The organism is Paraburkholderia sp. PGU19, from assembly GCF_013426915.1.
GTDB lineage: Bacteria > Pseudomonadota > Gammaproteobacteria > Burkholderiales > Burkholderiaceae > Paraburkholderia.
In genome coordinates this window covers 2,317,375-2,334,592 of the sequence record NZ_AP023181.1, presented here as the reverse complement: position 1 = coordinate 2,334,592, position 17,218 = coordinate 2,317,375, and the positions used below count along the sequence as shown (strand labels likewise).

The 17,218-nt window shown below is 60.8% G+C and carries 14 protein-coding genes and 1 pseudogene; 4 read left to right on the top strand and 11 right to left on the bottom strand.

Annotation, left to right across the window (positions count from 1 at the left end; genetic code table 11):
* Window positions 1-83: 83 nt before the first annotated feature.
* On the bottom strand, window positions 84-740 hold the full coding sequence (locus tag H1204_RS40195; RefSeq protein ID WP_180734180.1) for a hypothetical protein: 657 nt from the start codon (window positions 738-740) through the stop codon (window positions 84-86).
* 427 nt (window positions 741-1,167) lie between these two features.
* A complete protein-coding gene (locus H1204_RS40190) occupies window positions 1,168-2,613 on the bottom strand; it encodes a DEAD/DEAH box helicase (protein ID WP_180734179.1) in 1,446 nt (481 codons plus the stop codon).
* A 568-nt stretch (window positions 2,614-3,181) separates the two neighbouring features.
* Between H1204_RS40190 and H1204_RS40185 the strand changes: the two genes are divergently transcribed.
* Together H1204_RS40185 and H1204_RS40180 are read left to right on the top strand one after the other, a co-directional pair.
* Window positions 3,182-4,687, top strand: coding sequence for a DASS family sodium-coupled anion symporter (locus tag H1204_RS40185; RefSeq protein WP_180734178.1), 1,506 nt, complete (start codon window positions 3,182-3,184; stop codon window positions 4,685-4,687).
* Window positions 4,688-4,861: 174 nt separating this feature from the next.
* The gene (locus H1204_RS40180; RefSeq protein WP_180734177.1) at window positions 4,862-5,173 is read left to right on the top strand and encodes a DUF4148 domain-containing protein; all 312 of its coding nucleotides are present in this window, start codon (window positions 4,862-4,864) and stop codon (window positions 5,171-5,173) included.
* Between the two features lie 219 nt (window positions 5,174-5,392).
* On the opposite strand, the pseudogene H1204_RS40175 reads toward H1204_RS40180, so the two are convergent.
* Both H1204_RS40175 and H1204_RS40170 read right to left on the bottom strand, forming a co-directional pair.
* Window positions 5,393-5,991, bottom strand: a pseudogene (locus H1204_RS40175) (NADPH-dependent F420 reductase).
* Between the two features lie 72 nt (window positions 5,992-6,063).
* Window positions 6,064-6,798: an SDR family oxidoreductase gene (locus H1204_RS40170; protein WP_180734176.1), complete on the bottom strand. Its 735-nt coding sequence runs from the start codon at window positions 6,796-6,798 to the stop codon at window positions 6,064-6,066.
* Between the two features lie 106 nt (window positions 6,799-6,904).
* Between H1204_RS40170 and H1204_RS40165 the strand changes: the two genes are divergently transcribed.
* Entirely contained in the window at window positions 6,905-7,879 is a 975-nt protein-coding gene (locus H1204_RS40165; RefSeq protein ID WP_180734175.1) for a LysR family transcriptional regulator, read from the top strand.
* A 163-nt stretch (window positions 7,880-8,042) separates the two neighbouring features.
* Here the strand turns inward: H1204_RS40165 and H1204_RS40160 are convergent, their stop codons facing one another.
* The 6 genes from H1204_RS40160 to argH form a co-directional block, all read right to left on the bottom strand.
* Window positions 8,043-10,010: an alkaline phosphatase family protein gene (locus tag H1204_RS40160; protein WP_180735209.1), complete on the bottom strand. Its 1,968-nt coding sequence runs from the start codon at window positions 10,008-10,010 to the stop codon at window positions 8,043-8,045.
* Between the two features lie 503 nt (window positions 10,011-10,513).
* Window positions 10,514-10,882: a hypothetical protein gene (locus H1204_RS40155; protein ID WP_180734174.1), complete on the bottom strand. Its 369-nt coding sequence runs from the start codon at window positions 10,880-10,882 to the stop codon at window positions 10,514-10,516.
* A gap of 418 nt (window positions 10,883-11,300) precedes the next feature.
* Entirely contained in the window at window positions 11,301-12,143 is an 843-nt protein-coding gene (locus H1204_RS40150) for an ABC transporter substrate-binding protein (protein ID WP_180734173.1), read from the bottom strand.
* 63 nt (window positions 12,144-12,206) lie between these two features.
* A complete protein-coding gene (locus H1204_RS40145; RefSeq protein ID WP_180735208.1) occupies window positions 12,207-12,989 on the bottom strand; it encodes an amino acid ABC transporter ATP-binding protein in 783 nt (260 codons plus the stop codon).
* A 5-nt stretch (window positions 12,990-12,994) separates the two neighbouring features.
* Window positions 12,995-13,903, bottom strand: a complete 909-nt coding sequence (locus H1204_RS40140) for an amino acid ABC transporter permease (RefSeq protein WP_180734172.1) — start codon at window positions 13,901-13,903, stop codon at window positions 12,995-12,997.
* Complete coding sequence (gene argH / locus H1204_RS40135) at window positions 13,897-15,330, bottom strand: argininosuccinate lyase (RefSeq protein ID WP_180734171.1); 1,434 nt, start codon at window positions 15,328-15,330, stop codon at window positions 13,897-13,899. The genes H1204_RS40140 and argH overlap by 7 nt, the downstream gene beginning before the upstream one ends.
* Window positions 15,331-15,453: 123 nt before the next feature.
* On the opposite strand from argH, the gene H1204_RS40130 reads away from it, so the two are divergent.
* Entirely contained in the window at window positions 15,454-16,332 is an 879-nt protein-coding gene (locus H1204_RS40130) for a LysR substrate-binding domain-containing protein (RefSeq protein ID WP_180734170.1), read from the top strand.
* A gap of 14 nt (window positions 16,333-16,346) precedes the next feature.
* Here H1204_RS40130 and H1204_RS40125 read toward each other — a convergent pair whose 3' ends face one another.
* Window positions 16,347-17,201, bottom strand: a complete 855-nt coding sequence (locus H1204_RS40125) for an ABC transporter substrate-binding protein (RefSeq protein ID WP_180734169.1) — start codon at window positions 17,199-17,201, stop codon at window positions 16,347-16,349.
* Between the last annotated feature and the right edge of the window lie 17 nt (window positions 17,202-17,218).

Sequence of the window (17,218 nt, the reverse complement as noted above, 5' to 3'; positions counted from 1 at the left end):
AGGCTTCCGAAGTTGAACGCCGCAACGCCAGGCTGAAGGCGAAGGATCAATCACCTGTGCAGCCTGACAGTATTGCGTTGTCGCTATATCCGCGTGCCTGACGCAGACGGCAGATGCATGGATTCCAGATGCCCGACGCCGCTTTGATGGTGCTCGGCGTCGTCACGAACAGCCTGGTCCTCCATCGCGAATCGCACATGCAACACTGCGGTCAGCGCACGCTCGTAGGCCTTGACGTCGCTGTCCGCTGGCGTAATCGCCGCAAGTGCCCTTGCAAGTCCCGAAGCCTCTTCCACAGACGCATCGGTCAATCCGCCACTTAGCGAAAACGTGCTCTGAACGTCATATTTCAACGTCTGAACGGCCGCGCTCACCCGTTCGTATGCCTGAGCAGGCGCATCGACTTGATACGGAACGTCGGAGGCACACATTGCAGGCATGCAAGCCAGCACACTCCTGTTGCTGTCAATGCATGCCGCGACCGTTTTGATGTACGCGACTTCGATTGCGGTGATGCAATCACGTCGTCCATGACAGCAAGTTTGTGCTCGCGAAGCCCCCAGCATCGCCGATGCGAAACATTCGAAATCATGGAATTGCAGATGCCTCGCCGCACAGTCGAGCACAGCGTCCGGTAGCAAGCCCAGTTCGTGGGCTACCGACAGACTCGTCTTCATCGCCAGCAGCAGTAGCTCACTCCATTCGTCCAGACGGAACCGAGTCGTTGCATTCTCGTTCATGGCGCCCCCTGGTTCGAGGTGTCGCAAGCAGTGATCGTTTGCTGGCGCGGTTCACGGCATCACTATTGGCCGGACGAAGGTCAGCACCAGTGACCGTGTATTGCTATTCAGCAACCTCGAAAAAATTCCGGAAGAATCGCGGCAGGTAATACAGTTCGCATCAACCGTTATAGTCTGACGCGCTGAAGATTTGCTGAAGCATGCCCGCGCCGGTCGAACAGGTTTCGACCGTGCTGGCGTCAGAGGGTTGGCGCCCACGGGTTGATTGTGCGGTTTGCGTCTCCGGTGCTGCGGCGATGTGCGACTCGGTACGCGTTGGAGACTCGCCTATATTGCGCCATTCGTTCTTGGCCGAAGCCGCGCCGCCTGTCAGCGGGCCGCAAACCGCCCGCCGGTTACAGAGGGCTGCGTTACTCATCCGCAAGGATCAGGGTTGGCGTTTGCCACGGCCACCAGTGGGTTTGCCAGCCGGCTTATGTGAACCCGTAGCTGGCTTGCTGGCGGGTTTGCTGCGTGGCTTTTGCACGCTGAATGGGTTACCGCTGGACAGGCCTGTGCCTTTACTCGTGGCCACAGCGCGCTGCGCCGCAGGCTTGCGTTTGTTTTCGCCACTTTGCGGGCGCGGTTTGTTGCTGAGCACCGGCATGGCGCCCGGCGCAGCTTGCGGCACTTTGGGTTTCTTAGGCTTTTTGGGTTTCTTGATGATCTGGCCCGTCGCGCTGGTTTGCGGCACGCGGTGTTCGGCTTCAAAACCCGGCTCTTCTTCACGGGGCAGCGTTTGCCGGATCAGCGCTTCAATCGCGGCCAGTTGCGGCGCTTCATCGGCACACACAAGAGACACCGCCACGCCGCTGGCGCCCGCGCGGCCGGTACGGCCAATACGGTGCACATAGTCTTGCGCCACGATCGGCAAATCAACGTTGATCACCAGCGGCAGATCGTCGATATCCAGCCCGCGCGCAGCCACATCGGTGGCGACCAGCATCTGTACTTCGCGCGTCTTGAAGCGCTCCAGCGCACGCAGGCGCGCGGGTTGCGGCTTGTCGCCGTGAATGGTGTCGACCGCGTATCCCGCTTCATCCAGCATGGCCGCCAGGTAATCCACGCCATTGCGGGTTTTGACGAACACCAGCGCGTGCTCCCAGTTGTTCTCAGCCACAAGGTGCATGAAGAGGTCAGGCTTGTTCTTTTTATCCACCGGCACCACCCACTGCCTGATCTTGCTGGCCGTGGCATTGGGCGGGCTGACGCTGATATTGACCGGGCCACGCAGAATGCTCGCGGCCATAGCGCGAATATCATCGGTGAACGTGGCAGAGAACAGCAGGGTCTGGCGCTGAGCGGGCAAGGCAGCAAAGACGGCGTTGAGTTCGCGCGCAAAGCCCAGATCCAGCATGCGGTCGGCTTCATCCAGCACCAGCGTTTGTACTTGATCAAACTGCACTGCGTTCTGGCGATTGAGATCGAGCAAACGGCCCGGCGTGGCAACGAGTACATGTACGCCTTTGCGCAACTTCATCATCTGCGGGTTGATACTCACACCGCCGTAGGCGGCCAGAAATCGTAAGTCGAGGCCTTTGCCGTAAGCGATAAAGCTTTGCAGGACTTGTTCGGCCAGTTCACGCGTGGGCACCAGCACCAGAACACGCGCGCGATTGCTGCACACGGGCGGGCCATGTTGCACCAGCCGTTGCAACAGCGGCAACGCAAAGCCCGCCGTTTTGCCAGTGCCCGTCTGTGCCGCAGCCATGACGTCCTTGCCACTGAGCACAACAGGAATCGCCTTGACCTGCACCGGCGTAGGTGTCTGGTAATTGAGGTCCTGCACATTACGCAGCAAGGGAGCGATCAGGCCAAGCGAGGCAAAAGACATGGGCGTATTCCGGCTAAAACCGCAATTCTAGCGGTTACCGCGCTGATTGGACCGCGCAAGCTCGATGGTCAAAAAGATCGACGTTGATCGTCACTGAAAAACGTAGTGGCGCCGGGCGCCGCGCCGGCAAGCTGTCCTACGAGACACCGATTCTCCGGATGGCGGTCGGAATCGAGCGTGTGACGAATGCGTCTTATCCGGACCATTTCCGTCGTTCATCGTGAGGTCACTCCAATGGCTGCTCCCGGGTACAACGGCCGTCGCTGTCGACAACGAGCGCGTCATCGATTGGCCGGGTACTGCCCGATGCAGGAGGCAGCTGACCCATTGCCGACAGTCGCATTCGCGCAAAGGAAACGTCCATCACATTGATGCAACCCATTGCTATACGCATTGCGTTGCCTTCCGGCATCCATTGAACAGTATGCCTGCGGCGTGTAGGTCACGACAGATCAGCGTCTGCGCCTTCCTGAAAGTGCGGGAGAGAGGCAAGCTGCCCATTGCCAAACGGACCTCTCTGAACTATGTTCCAGCGGACGCGGCCAACTATTTCGGGAAGGATCGCAGAATGCTCACAAGACTAAAAGCGACGTTCCGCTACTTCAACAGCGTTGTCCCGTTCCGACTTGGTCCCGCGCTGATCACAACGGCCGTGCTGGTAACCCTGCTGCTGCTACCTGTGCCCGAGGGGCTGAAGCCCAAGGCTTGGGGTCTCGTTGCTATATTTCTGACAACAATCGTTGCGATTATTTTGAAGGTCATGCCGATCGGGGTCATGGCGGTGATGGCAATCGTAGTCCTCTCGCTGTCACAGGTGACCTCGACCTCGTCCAAGGGGGCGATCGCCGATGCGCTGACCGCCTTCGACAGTCCGCTGATCTGGTTGATCGTGGTGGCCATCCTGATCTCCCGCGGGCTGAAGAAGACCGGGCTGGGCAGTCGCATCGGCCTGATATTCATCTCACTGATCGGCAAGCGCACGGTAGGCATCGGCTATGGTCTGGCCGTCTGTGAACTGGTGCTGGCGCCGTTCACACCGAGCAATACCGCGCGCGGCGGCGGCATCGTGCATCCGATCATGAAGTCGATCGCCAACGCTTTCGACTCGGATCCCGCCAAAGGCACCGAGGGCAAGGTCGGCGCCTACCTGGCGATGGTCAACTATCACGCCAACCCGATCACCTCGGCGATGTTTTTAACCGCCACCGCGCCCAATCCGCTGGTGGTGGACTACATCGCCAAGGCGACCAATCAGAGCCTGCATCTGACCTGGACGAGCTGGGCGCTGTGCATGATGCTGCCCGGCCTGCTTTGCATGCTGGTCATGCCACTTGTGATCTACGTACTGGCGCCGCCGCAACTCCATGCCACACCCAATGCGGTATCGTATGCCCGCGCCGAACTGGCGAAGATGGGCCCCATGTCGCCGAAGGAAATGGTCATGTTGGGGACCTTCGCGCTGCTACTGCTGCTGTGGGCCGACGTGCCGGCGATGGTATTCGGTCCGTCGTTCATCCTGGACCCCACAGTGGTCGCCTTCGTCGGCCTGTTCTTGCTGATCATCACCGGCACCATCGACTGGGACGATGTGCTGTCGGAGAAGAGCGCCTGGGACACGCTGGTGTGGTTTGGCGCGCTGATCATGCTGGCCGAGCAACTGAACAAGCAAGGCGTGATCACCTGGTTCTCGGAAGCCATGAAGAGCGCAATCGTTGCCAGCGGCATCGGCTGGGGCGCCACTGCCACGATCCTGGTACTGGCCTTCGTTTTTTCACACTACCTGTTCGCCAGCACGACGGCACACATCAGTGCGATGATGCTCGCCTTCCTGACGGTCGGGGTCCATCTGATACCACCCGAATACGTGGCGCCGTTCATGCTGATGATGGCGGCCGGCTCGGCGATCATGATGACGCTGACCCACTATGCGACGGGCACCTCGCCGATTATCTTCGGTAGCGGCTATGTCACGATGGGAACCTGGTGGCGCGTCGGGTTTGTGATGTGTGCGGTGGAGTTGCTGATCTTCGCGGTGGTCGGCAGCCTCTGGTGGAAGATGCTTGGCTTCTGGTGAGGGAGTAGCCCGTCCCGCCGATGATCATTCGAGGCGCTGGCACCTGACTTTCATCTCTTGGTACAGTGCGCGACTTCCGGTGACTGGACTAAGGCACAATAAACGCGGAAGTCACGCGCGACCGGCGGCATCGCGCCGCTTGCGTTGCGCCAATTGGACGCGTGGAGATGCGCTATGGAAAACCTCCCGAGAAACCGCTCGACGCTTGCAGCGTTGGTGCTCCTGCTGACTGGATGTGCCGCCGCCGGCGTGCCACAAAGTGGGCCACATCTGAGCCCAACAGAGTGCCGTGACCTTGCCTCGCTTAGAAGCAACGCGCCTCCCACGAGGGCGCAACAACAAAGCGAGCTCTCGGCCCTGAGGAAAGCGGGCTACAACCCGTCACCATGGAACGACGACCCAAAGTTCCCAGAGGATCTACACGCCGCGCAGCGCCTGGTCGACCATTGGTTCGAAACGGAGTGCCAGCAGGTTCAACCCGGGTGAGAAGCCACCTGAGCCACTGCAGACCGCCTCAGACCTGGCGCGCAGCAATCGCGCGTCACATTGCAGCGCAACGGTGTGCCGCCAACGACCTGGGAAATCCCGCGTGCCCGCGGTGCGTGCCAGCCAGCGGCCAGACCTCGCCCGAAATGATCCACTCAGTACTGTGGGTGCCCTTTGTCCATGAGGCAGGATCGCATCGAAATTTGCGATCACGATTCATCAGTCGAACTTGACCAGGTCCTTAAAGATCAGTTGACCCCAGCTATTTCCGCGCGCCTGGACTAGCAGCCCACCTTCAGAAAGCCCGCCAAGTTTGATCGGCGCGAAACCGAGATTCTCCGCAAGCGCACCAATCTCCGCTGCGGCGCCGTCATCGTCGCTCGCCAGGAACACGAGTCTTCTCCCACCATGTACGGCCGGGTCCTGGGCAAGGACGGCTGCGGGCAAATGATTGAAGCCCTTAACCAGCCGTCCACCAGAGAAGGCCTGCGCGACGGCCTTGGAAGAAGCTTGTCCCGCCAGTTCCTCAGGGGCACGCCGTAGGCATTGGTCACATCGACGATGATCTTCCCCTGCCAGATGGACAGCGCCTTCGCGACATCCGGGTGCGACTCGAAACGGACAGCCAGAAAGACGATGTCCGCCTTGACCGCTTCCGCCAGTTTTTTGGGAATGATCGTGGGTCCGATCGCGGCCGCAGCGGATGCGAAGCTTTCCGGGTCGCGAGTGGTTGCAACGGATACTTCGATGCCGCTTCGGGCAAACGCCTTGGAAAGCGCCTGGCCGATCTTGCCGAAGCCAATAATTGCGTAGCTCATAGATTCTCCTTCGGTTTACCACGCCCTGCGGACTCCGAATATCGAATGGAGTGACCGGCGGGGCGTAGCGCGTCAGATTTGCGCCAGGCCGCCGTCGACGGCGACCTCGCTGGCGGTCATGAAGCTGCTGTCCTGCGACGCGAGAAAGGCGGCCGCCGCCCCGAGCTCCGCCGGATCGGCCATGCGCTGAAGCGGATTCATCGAGGCGAAGACCTTCATGCCCTCCTCGCCCAGCGCTTCCTTCGCGAGTTCGGTCGCAGTCGGCCCGGGCGACAGCACGTTTACCCGGATGCCGGTGCCCTTCAGGTCCTCCGCCCAGGTCCGCGCGAGGTTGCGCACTGCCGCCTTGCTCGCGCTGTAGGTGCTGAATCCCGGGGTGCCCGTGGTGCCGGCGCTCGATCCCGTCAGGATGATCGAACCGCCCTCGCCCATTAGCGGCAGCGCCTTCTGGACCGTGAAGATCGTGCCCTTCACGTTGGTGTCGAAGGTTTCGTCAATGTGCTCCGTGGTGATCTTGCCGAGCGGGAGTGGGCTTCCCGCCCCGGCATTGGCGAAGACGATGTCGAGGGTTCCGCGCTCGGCCTTCACCGTCGCGTACAGTCGGTCGAGGTCGGCCAGATCGGAGACCGAGCCCTTCACCGCGCGGGCATTGGGCCCGAGGTCGGCCACAGAGGCGTCGAGCGCTTCCTGCCGGCGCCCGAAGATGAAAACGAAGGCGCCCTCCTCGATGAAGCGCTTTGCTGCGGCGCGGCCGATGCCGGTCGCGCCGCCGGTAATCACGGCCGTCTTTCCATTCAGTCTGTTCATGTCATGCATCCTTCGAAACAAAAGCGACAAGCACGATTCTGAAGCGCTTGATTCATGAAGCCAATTGACGAAATATCTATCAGTGCCATCTACTTTTTGGATATCTATGCTTGACAACGTCACCATCAATCAACTTCGGGCCTTCGTCGCCGTGTGTGACCAGGGAAGTTTTTCCGGGGCTGCACGGGAACTGAGGCGTGCACAGTCGGCGATCAGTCACGCGATCAACGCGCTCGAGGGCGCCTTTGATGTGTTGCTGTTCGAGCGCAACACTCGCAAAGCGACGCTTACGGCCGCGGGCCGCAGCCTCCTGCCTGATGCTCGTGGGGTGATCTCACGCACCGAGGAAATGAAGATGCGCGCGGTTTCGATTGCTGAAGCCGGGGTCCCGCAGATCTCGATTGCCGTGGATACCTATTTTCCGCGTGCGCACCTGATTGAATGCCTGCGCACCCTGCAGGCGGACTATCCAACGGTTGCAATCAATCTGCGCATGACGACCATGCAGGGCGGCGAACGTTTGGTTCTCGAAGGCACGTGCGCATTGGCGGTGACGATCACGGACGTGCCGGAACTGAGCCCAGGCACCATAGAAAGGCTGCATTTATGTGAAGCGCAAATGGTGACCGTCTGTGCGCCATCGCATCCGCTGGCCGCAATCGCGGGGCCGATCCCGCGGGAGGAATTTGGCCGGCACATCCAGCTCGTCGTAACCGACAATCAGCCCGATGCGGAAAAGACACAACAGGGGGTCGCCAGTGAACGCCAGTGGCTCGTGAATGACCTCGGCGCGAAGCACGATCTGCTCAGGGGAAGCTTGTGCTGGGGGCACATGCCGCATCATCTGGTTGCGGAAGACCTGGCGAATGGAACACTCGTCGAACTCCAACGGCGCGCATGGCACATGCGCCCTCTCATTTTCATGGTCTCGCAGCGGCGCGGGTACTCGCTTTCCGGATGCGAGACACGGCTGATCGAGCTCCTTGGCAATCCTCAGCGCTTGCCAAAGGATGCCAGCCCGCGCTCCGTCTCACGCAAAGGCAAAAAAAGCCCGAAGGCGCGCCACATAGCCGGTGCGTGACCTGCAAGCGTAGGTGTACAGTCGGCCATGACCTGTCAATCGTGAGGCGCCACGAACACGAAACGTCAGGAGTAAAAGAAGAAACCGCGCCCCCGATCATGCCGCGCGGTCCAATCTTTCAGATTGGCAGAGCCGGTTCGGCCCTGCCTTCAATCCCCCACCGTCAAGGTGTGCGCGGAAATTCGAACGCATCGAACAGATCGCCGATCGCGGGCGCATTGACGGGCACATACGGATGCGTCTGCAACTGGATCGGATTCGGCAGATTGTCGCGGCTTCTGTGCGTGATTGGCTTCAGATGCCAGTTGCGTTCGATGAATTTCACGATCGACGCGTGATCTGAGTACTGGTGCACGACACGGCCACCGCGCGAGTACGGCGACACGACGATCATCGGAATGCGCGGGCCATCGCCGAAGAAATCGAGCGGCTGGATGTAGCCCGAGTCGTAGTAGCCGCCTCCTTCGTCGGTCGTGATGAGGATTGCCGTCGAGGCCCACAGGCTCGGGTCGCGCTGCACCGTATCGACCAGTTTGTGCACGAATGATTCAAAGAGCCCAAACTTCGACGACTCCGGGTGCCCGTCGAGCAAACCGCCCGGCTTCACGAATGACACCGCCGGCAGCGTACCGTTCGCAATGTCCGTGTACAGATCGGTCGTGTCCTGCAGGTGTGCATTGACGAACGCGGGGTTCGTCATGATCGCGGTTTCATACAGGAAGGGGTTGCAGATATTGCAGTAGACACTCGTGGCCGGCGTCTTCACAAACGTATTCCAGCCTTCGCCATAGTACTTCCACGAGATGTTCTTTTCGATCAGCGTATCGGCGATCGTCCGCACCGGCGAAGGCGGGATCGTGAATGAACTCGTATTGACCGTGCCATCCCCGTTGTAGCCGGGGTTGTAGTTGTTCAGCAGGTAATACGTGTTCGGCGCGCACTTCGCTTCCGGCTTGTACGGCAAGCGATCAAGATAATGGCGCAGCGCGCCGACACCAGGCTGATGACTGTCCGAGCAGTTGCTGTACGTGCCGCCCGAATAGCCGTCCTGCGTGTACCAGTTGTTGGTGTTCGGCTGCGGCAGTGGATTCTCGATCTGATTCACCGGCGGCTTCGTGGCATTGCCGCTGCCGTCCGTGTAGTAGAGCGCATCGGCGGTGCCGATCATGATGCTGTTCGCGCCCGTGCCGCCCATCACCGGCTGGTGATAGTTATCGCTGATCGTGAACTGGCGCGCGAGATGCGTGAAATACGGCATGTCGCCGGTATTCACGTTGTAATAGCCGAGTGCGGTCGCGCCTTCGCCCGTGGTCTCGTCGTTGAAGTTCGCGGGCTGTGGATTGCCGTTCGAACCGGCGCCCACCGACGTTTCTACCCACGCGAACAGATCCATCTGGCAACCGCTCGGATTGTCGAGCGTCGCGTGATCGATGCTGCAATCGGCCTGTTGCCAGTTCTGGTAAAAGCGGTGCACCGGGCTGTTGATGTACTGGTCATAGTCGGGACCGACACGCGAGATCTGATACGGTCCGTTCGGCAGGTTATATGTGTTCGAGCCGAAGCGCGTATCGACGCTATGCTGCGGCACGCCGGTCGCACCCGTGGTCAGGTGCACGACATCCCAAGGCTCGATCATTGCGCCCTCGACGGCCTGCGCCACGGCGAGCGTGGCGAACGGCGGCGGGCTGGTATCGCTCGGCGCGCTCGCCGTACCGCCCGTATTGGGTGCCGGCAGCATCGGATAGGGCTGTTTGCCACCAGGCGCCATCTCGAAGCGCTTCGGGTCTGTCGCGCTGGCCATGTATTGCGCGGCCAATGCGAAGTTCGGCCCAGCGCGGCCATCGGCCGTGATGATGCCCTTGGACAGCAGGTTCGCCACCGTCTGCCCCTGGCGCGGCGTATAAGCGCCGAATACGTGGTCGAACGTGCGGTTCTCGCCGACGATCACGATGACGTGCCTGATCGGCGACGCGGTGTTCGCCGCCGCCGCAGCAGCAGCCTGCTGCTGGCTCTGCGCGACAACCGGCCAGATGGCCGCGGCGAGCGCGACGGAAATGGCGCTGCAAAGCAAGCCGCCTTTAAGTGTTGATGAACCAATTGCATTGACAATACTTTTCACGAACGCCTCCATGACGTTACCCGAATGAGCAAGCAGCAATGTGGCGTGTGGAAACAACGGGCAGCCTTTGTGGAGATGCTGCCTCTATTACAAAGCGTTACGACGGAAAGAAAATATAGGGTGCCAATGACGATACAGAGGCGAAAAGAAGTCGATCACGTGTGAGTTCGCTAACGAATCACTTTCGCTGATTCCTATTGCATAGTGTTGAGATTGAATGCATCGATATCCGGCACGGTGTGCACCTATCCAGCAAAGAGATAGTTGCCTGATGCCGAAATAGATTTGGGATTGGCGCTGCTAATGGTGATGACTGACGGACGGTTGTGACCCATGCGTCGCATGTGCTAATGCATGTGCATAATGGCTCGACGCACCCCGGGGGTCTTTTGAAAAGAGCGGCGTTCGCGGCCTACGAGCCGCCGGCGCAGTCCGACACCAACGATGCGATTGCCCAACCGCGAAAAAGCGCCAGACGGTGGCCGACCGGACCGTCACGTCATCCGCGACGACGTTTAATGCGCCTCGATAAATTGCACGATCTCACCGCTATCGCGCTTGAGGTACAGGTCGTCGCCCTTCACGCGTACCTCGTTGCAGGCGTACGGCATCTTGCTTCCCTTGCTGCAGACCTTGCCATCTTCTGCTTTCCAGTCGCCGTGATCAGCGAATCCCTTGCTCGACTTGAAATCGTAGTCGCTTCCGTTGCCGTATTGGACATGCCACATGCTGCCGTCTGCGAGCTTGATGTCGAATGCTTTTCCAGCGAGGCGTTGCTGAATGTCAGCCGCACTTGGTGTCGTGGCACCGTCAGGGAATGCCGTGCCCTGCGCAAATGCCGTGACAGCGGGGATAAGAAGCAGAATGACGAGCAGCTTGTTCATTTCAAGCCTCCAGATGAGCAATGTACAGGTTACGCTCGATGGCGGCGCAACCAGACCAACGGGGCGGCGATGATTTGACGCTTCGGCGCGGCAGATGGGAGTTTGCCTGGCGCAATCGCTCTCTTTGACATTCTGAATATACGCGGCGGTGCAAGCTGGTTATGTGGCTTGGCGCACGGAGCGCAATCGGGTTCGAGTACCCGAACGGCAGCTTTTGACCGCGCTGCGCCGGATGGCTATTGGCTCAGTTTGCGCTAGAGCAAGTCTAAAGTTCGATACAGCCCGCCCTATTATTGTCTGGTCCGCATGATGCCCGATGAAGGCTCTTCGGCCAAAGTGGTCGCACGCATGACCATCCGCTAACGGCCACTATAGTCAGCGTTATCGAAGTCGGGCGCGCGACCAGGCTACTGATAGTTCAGGTACCCGCGTTCATCATAGCCTTCGGCACGGCATGCTGCTGCAGACCCCATTTCGCGAGAATCTTCGCGTACGTCCCGTCGGCGACGAGTTGGTCAAAGGCCGTTGTCAGTGCAGCTGTCAGGCGAGGGTTGTCCTTGGACATCCCAATGGCTGTGTATTGGGACATAAAAGGCTGGCCGATCGGTGCGTACGCATTCTGCTCCACCGAGTTCTGATAAGGCAAGGTCTCACCGCCCTGCACCGCTGCATCGATGCGGTTCTGCCGCAGTTGCATCCGCGCATCCGACGAGCCATCGGTGCCGATCACCTTGATCGCCGGCTTGCCCGCCTTCACGCAATGCTCGTTACTCCAGCGAGCGATATCGTCGGGGAAGGACGTTCGCCTGCTTGTACCGACCGTCTTGCCGCACAACGCGTCCATCGAAGGGAAAGCATTGGCGCGGGTCTTAAGCGTATAGAACTGCGGGCCCGTCGTGATGTAGTCGAGGAAATTCACCGCTTCGCGGCGCGCAGGCAGGTCGGTCATCCCCGAGAGGATGACATCGACGCGATGCGTGTTCAGCGCGCTCATCATCTGGTCGAAGCTCGTTTCCTGCCATTCGATCTTCACGCCGAGCTTTGCGGCCAGCGCTTCACCGAGATCAACATCAAAGCCCATCAGTTGATCGGTTGCCGGATCCTTGTACTCGAACGGCGGATAGTTTGGCACGATGGCCGCGACGAGTACGCTCTTGCCGATGGACTGAGCGCCGCTTTGCGCATGGGATAGCGGCGTGTACAGCGCAACCGCACTGATGGCCAGCACGGCAATCCGGCGTAGATGACGAGATACGTTCATGAAAACTCCGTTGAGTAGTTGTAGCAAGTCGAAGCGGGAGACATCTGAATCCCGCTGGTCAGTTCACGACAGCACGGCCGAAATGAAGTCCCGTGTACGGGCCTGCTGCGGGTTGGAGAACACCTGATCGGGCGTGCCTGTTTCCACCACTTGCCCCTGATCCATGAACAGCACACGGTTCGCCACCTCGCGTGCGAAGCCCAGCTCATGCGTCACCACGATCATCGTCATGCCGCTTTTCGCCAGATCGCGCATCACCGCCAGCACTTCACCCACCAGCTCCGGGTCCAGCGCCGACGTCGGCTCGTCGAACAGCATCAGCTGCGGATGCATCGCCAGCGCCCGTGCAATCGCGACACGCTGCTGCTGCCCGCCCGACAACTCGACTGGAAACGCGTCACACTTGTGCGCCAGCCCGACGCGTGCAAGTAACGCCCTCGCTTCCTCTTCCGCTTCGGCACGCTTGCGTTTGAGCACCTGCACCGGGCCTTCGATCACGTTCTCCAGCGCCGTCTTGTGCGGAAACAGGTTGAAGCGCTGGAACACCATCCCCGTTGACAGCCGCTGGCGCGCCACCTGACGCTCCGACAGCTCATACAGTCTGTTGCCCTCGCGCCGGTAACCCGCGAGTTCGCCATTGACCCATAGCGCGCCGTCGCTGATCTGCTCCAGCTGGTTGATACACCGCAGGAACGTGCTCTTGCCCGAGCCCGACGGCCCGATCACGCACAGCACTTCGCCGCGCGCCACGTCGAGCGTGATCCCCTGCAGTGCCCTGAACTCGCCATACGACTTGCGCACGTCCACCGCGCGTACGATCGGATTCATCTTCTCTCTCCCGTTCATCGCGCTCATTGCCGCCCCGATGCGCGGCCCGCGCCGCGTGCATAGTGCCGCTCCACCCGCGACTGCACGAACGACAGCACCGTCACCACCGCCAGATACCAGATGCCCGCCACCATCAGCAGTTCGATCACCCGCGCATTCGCGTAGTAGATGTTCTGCGCGTTGTGCAGCATCTCCGCGTACTGGATCACGCTCGCCAGCGACGTCAGCTTCACCATCCCCACCAGCTCGTTGCCGATCGGCGGCACGATCACCCGCATCGCCTGCGGCAGGATGATCCGGCGCAACGCGTGCAGCCGCGCCATGCCGATCGACTTCGCCGCCTCGTACTGCCCCGTGTCCACCGACAGCAGCCCCGCGCGCACCACTTCCGAGGTGTACGCACCCTGGTTGATGCCGAGCCCCAGCAGCGCCGCGAGGAACGGCGTCATCACGTCGACCGTGCGCACCGTGAACAGGCCCGGAATGCCCAGCGTGGGAAACACCAGCGCGAGGTTGAACCACAGCAGCAGCTGCAAAATCACCGGCGTGCCGCGAAACAGCCACACATAACCTTGCGCCACCGCCTGCAGCACCGGGTTGGTCGACAGCCGCATGATCGCCGTGATGACGCCGAGCGCGATACCCAGCGCCATCGCGAGTACCGTCATCACGATCGTGTTGCCCAGCCCGACGAGGATCGAGCGTGCCGTGAGAAAGCGCCCGACGTAGCGCCACTCGATCTGGCCATGCGCAAACGCCAGCGCGATATACCCGAGCAGCACCACGATCACCGCCGAGGCCACATAGCGTCCCCAGTAGCGTCGCTTGACGTGCTCAAGATGCGCGACAGCGCCGAGGTCGCCCGTCGACTCCACCGCGTGTTGCCCGGCGTTCACGGGCAAGGCGCCCTGCTGATTGGATGCGCTCACCATGATGGCCCCTTGTAGTCGGCGGCCCACTCTGCCTGCTTGCTGACTGCCGCGCGCAGGCGTGCGATCTGCTCTTCGACGCGCGCCGGCGCGGTGCCGCCATAGCCGCTGCGCGCGGCGACCGCCGCATCGAGCGTCACATGTTCGAGCACGGCCGCATCGAGTCGCACGTCGACTTGTGTCAGCGTGTCGACGGATACGTTGCTGAGTTCAATACCCAGCTCCTCGCACTTGCGCACCAGCGCGCCGGTGATCTCGTGCGCTTCGCTGAACGGTACGCCGCGCAATGCGAGCCAGTCTGCGACCTCCGTCGCCAGCGTGAACCCGAGCGGCGCCTGTCTGCGCATTTCATCGACGTTCACTCGCATCGTGCGGATCATCCCGGCCATCGCTGGCAATACGAGTTCCAGCGTGTCGATGCAATCGAATGCGGCGATCTTGTCCTCCGCGAGATCGCGGTTGTACGCGAGCGGCAGCGACTTGAGCGTCGCAAGCAGTCCGCCGAGGTTGCCAATCAGGCGCCCCGCCTTGCCACGCGTCAGCTCTGCAATATCGGAATTCTTCTTTTGCGGCATGATCGAACTGCCCGTTGCATAACCGTCATCCAGCACGACCCAGCCGAACTGGCGGGTCGTCCACAGGATCACTTCTTCCGAAAGGCGCGACAGATTGACGGCAAGCATGCTCGCGATGAATACGAACTCGGCCACATGGTCGCGCGAGGCCACGGCATCGATCGAGTTTTCGCAAGGTGCGTCGTAACCCAACTCGACAGCGGACAGCTCTGGATGCACGCAGATCGCCGATCCAGCCAGAGCCGCCGCGCCGAGCGGCGAACGCGCGCTGCGCCGGTCCCAGTCAGCGAAGCGGTCAAGATCACGATAGATCGCCTGTGCGTGCGCGAGCAGTTGATGCGCAAACGCGACCGGCTGTGCAGGCTGCAGATGCGTGAAGCCCGCCGTCACGCTGTGCGTGTGTGCGCCGGCCTGTTCGAGCATCGCGTTTTGCAGCGCGATCACGGCAGTCGTCAACGTGCGGGCTTTCGCGCGCAGATAGAGCCGCAGGTCGTTGGCCGCCTGATCGTTGCGCGAACGACCCGCGCGCAACTTGCCGCCCGTCGCGCCAAGACGCTTCGTCAGCACGCGTTCCAGAAACGTGTGCACGTCCTCGTCATCCTGCGACGGTCCGACTTCGCCCGCCAGATATTGCGCTTCCAACCTACCGATTTCGTCGAGCAGCAGGTGCAGTTCCTCGTCGTTGAGAATCGCTGCGCGGCGCAGTTCACGTGCATGTGCGCGCGAACCCGCCAGGTCGTAGGGAGCCAGCCGGAAGAAGCTTGCGTCCGAGCGCGATAGCGCCTCCAATGCCGCCGACGGCCCCGATTTGAAACGGCCACCCCACAAACGCTCGATCGGTTCAGTAACTTTCATCGTCCCTCCTGTCAGTTGAAGTCCTCTCACTTTACGTATTCAGTTTTTCTTCTTGTAGCGAGAATTAAATTCAGTTCAAATCAAATTTTTCTCAGCATCTTTTCCCGATATCCGGATCGAACCATGAGGAACCGCTTGCCACCGCTCAACCCGCTGCGCGCATTTGAAGCCGCCGCGAGGCGCTCCAGCATTGCCGGAGCGGCCACCGAACTGAACGTCACGGCAAGCGCAGTCAGCCACCAGATCCGCATTCTCGAAGAATCGTTGGGTGTCACGCTGTTTGTCAGGTCGAAAGCGAGGGTGAAACTGACCCGCGAAGGCGAGACGCTGTTGCATCCCGTCAAACACGCGTTCGATGTGATCGCGGACGCGATGGTCAAGCTCGACTCGCCGGAAATGGCGGGCGACCTCATCGTGTCCACGCCACTGCTGTTTACTTCGCGCTGGATGGCGCGGCACATCGGTGAGTTTCTCGATCAATATCCCGGAATCAACCTGAAGGTCATTCCGTCCAACGATGACCGCGAAGTGTATTCGCCTGATGTGGACGTCTGCGTGCGCTATGGCGAAGGCCGCTGGCGCGATCGTCATGTGAAGCTGATTACGCACCCGACGCTGTTTCCCGTCGTGAGCCCTGCGTTGATGAACGGACCCGACGCCATCCGCAAGCTAGAAGACCTCGCGGGCAAGGCGCTGTTCTGCGAACACGCCGGCTCGTGGATGCGCTGGCTCGCGCACGCCAACGCCGACAAGCTCGAAGGCATCCGCATTCTAGAGATTGGCAACGCGCACATCGGGATCGAGGCGGCCGTGCATGGGCAAGGCGTTGCACTCGGCGACAGTTTCTCAGTGCGCGACGATCTGGTCGACGGCACGCTGATCCGGCCGTTCAACATCACCGTACCTTCGCGGCACGCGTATTACCTCGTCTCGCGACACGAGCTGTCGGAGGCGCCGCTGGTATCGGCCTTCGCCGCGTGGCTGAACGAGAAGGTCGGTTGAGCGGCGCCCGTCACTTAGTTGCTGGCCACTCCGTTCATCGTCACCTGACGTACCGCGCTCGATTGCAGGCCCCATTTCGCAACAAGCTTGCTGTACGTACCGTCCGCAATCAGCTTGTTGAGCGCGGCATGGACAGCATCACGGAGCTTCGCGTTGGACTTCGCGAACGCAATGCCCTCCGGCGAAGTCGCGAACGGCTCGCCAATCGGCTTGTAGGTGTTCGGTTCGAGTTTCATTGCGTATGGCAGCGTTTCCGAGCCCTGCACGCCCCCGACGATGCGTCCTTGCTTCAGCTGCATGCGCGCCGCCGACGTGTCTTCCGTACCGACGACCTCGATGGGCGCCTTGCCCGCACAGTTCTTTGTGCTCCATGCCGACGTGTCGGCGGGAAACGAGGTGCTGCGGCTCGTGCCAACCGGCTTGCCGCACAGGTCGACAGGTTGACGAATCTCATTCCCACGCGCGCTGGTCAGCACGTAAAACTGCGCGCCGGAATTGAGGTAGTCGAGGAAATCCGCGGTGTCGCGCCGGCCCGGCACGTCGCTCAGGCCACTCAGCACCATATCGACACGCCCCGTCGTAAGCGACGGCAGCAACTGTTCGAACGCCGACTCCTGCCAGTCGAGCTTGACGCCGAGCTGCTTGGCGATCGCATTGCCGAGATCAATGTCAAAACCTACGAGGTCGCCTGTCTCAGGGTCTTTGTATTCCATCGGCGGATAGATCGAGTTGACCGCGACCTTGATCGTTTTCGACTTCGCTATCGAGTCCGGTAACGCTTGCGCGTGCGCAGCGGCGCCGAACAAAGCCGTCGACAGGCAAACGAGCATCAGGCGCGACACTCCGCGCAACGGGTTGAGCTTGGTCATGGGATGTCCTTTTATAA

What these genes read in the sequence shown, in the direction of transcription:
- H1204_RS40195 (WP_180734180.1), bottom strand. Translation starts at nt 740, where the DNA reads ATGAACGAGAATGCAACGACTCGGTTCCGTCTGGACGAATGGAGTGAG.
- H1204_RS40190 (WP_180734179.1), bottom strand. Translation starts at nt 2,613, where the DNA reads ATGTCTTTTGCCTCGCTTGGCCTGATCGCTCCCTTGCTGCGTAATGTG.
- H1204_RS40165 (WP_180734175.1), top strand. Translation starts at nt 6,905, where the DNA reads ATGCTTGACAACGTCACCATCAATCAACTTCGGGCCTTCGTCGCCGTG.
- H1204_RS40150 (WP_180734173.1), bottom strand. Translation starts at nt 12,143, where the DNA reads ATGAACGTATCTCGTCATCTACGCCGGATTGCCGTGCTGGCCATCAGT.
- H1204_RS40180 (WP_180734177.1), top strand. Translation starts at nt 4,862, where the DNA reads ATGGAAAACCTCCCGAGAAACCGCTCGACGCTTGCAGCGTTGGTGCTC.
- H1204_RS40160 (WP_180735209.1), bottom strand. Translation starts at nt 10,010, where the DNA reads ATGGAGGCGTTCGTGAAAAGTATTGTCAATGCAATTGGTTCATCAACA.
- H1204_RS40155 (WP_180734174.1), bottom strand. Translation starts at nt 10,882, where the DNA reads ATGAACAAGCTGCTCGTCATTCTGCTTCTTATCCCCGCTGTCACGGCA.
- H1204_RS40185 (WP_180734178.1), top strand. Translation starts at nt 3,182, where the DNA reads ATGCTCACAAGACTAAAAGCGACGTTCCGCTACTTCAACAGCGTTGTC.
- H1204_RS40170 (WP_180734176.1), bottom strand. Translation starts at nt 6,798, where the DNA reads ATGAACAGACTGAATGGAAAGACGGCCGTGATTACCGGCGGCGCGACC.
- H1204_RS40125 (WP_180734169.1), bottom strand. Translation starts at nt 17,201, where the DNA reads ATGACCAAGCTCAACCCGTTGCGCGGAGTGTCGCGCCTGATGCTCGTT.
- H1204_RS40140 (WP_180734172.1), bottom strand. Translation starts at nt 13,903, where the DNA reads ATGGTGAGCGCATCCAATCAGCAGGGCGCCTTGCCCGTGAACGCCGGG.
- H1204_RS40130 (WP_180734170.1), top strand. Translation starts at nt 15,454, where the DNA reads ATGAGGAACCGCTTGCCACCGCTCAACCCGCTGCGCGCATTTGAAGCC.
- argH (WP_180734171.1), bottom strand. Translation starts at nt 15,330, where the DNA reads ATGAAAGTTACTGAACCGATCGAGCGTTTGTGGGGTGGCCGTTTCAAA.
- H1204_RS40145 (WP_180735208.1), bottom strand. Translation starts at nt 12,989, where the DNA reads ATGAACGGGAGAGAGAAGATGAATCCGATCGTACGCGCGGTGGACGTG.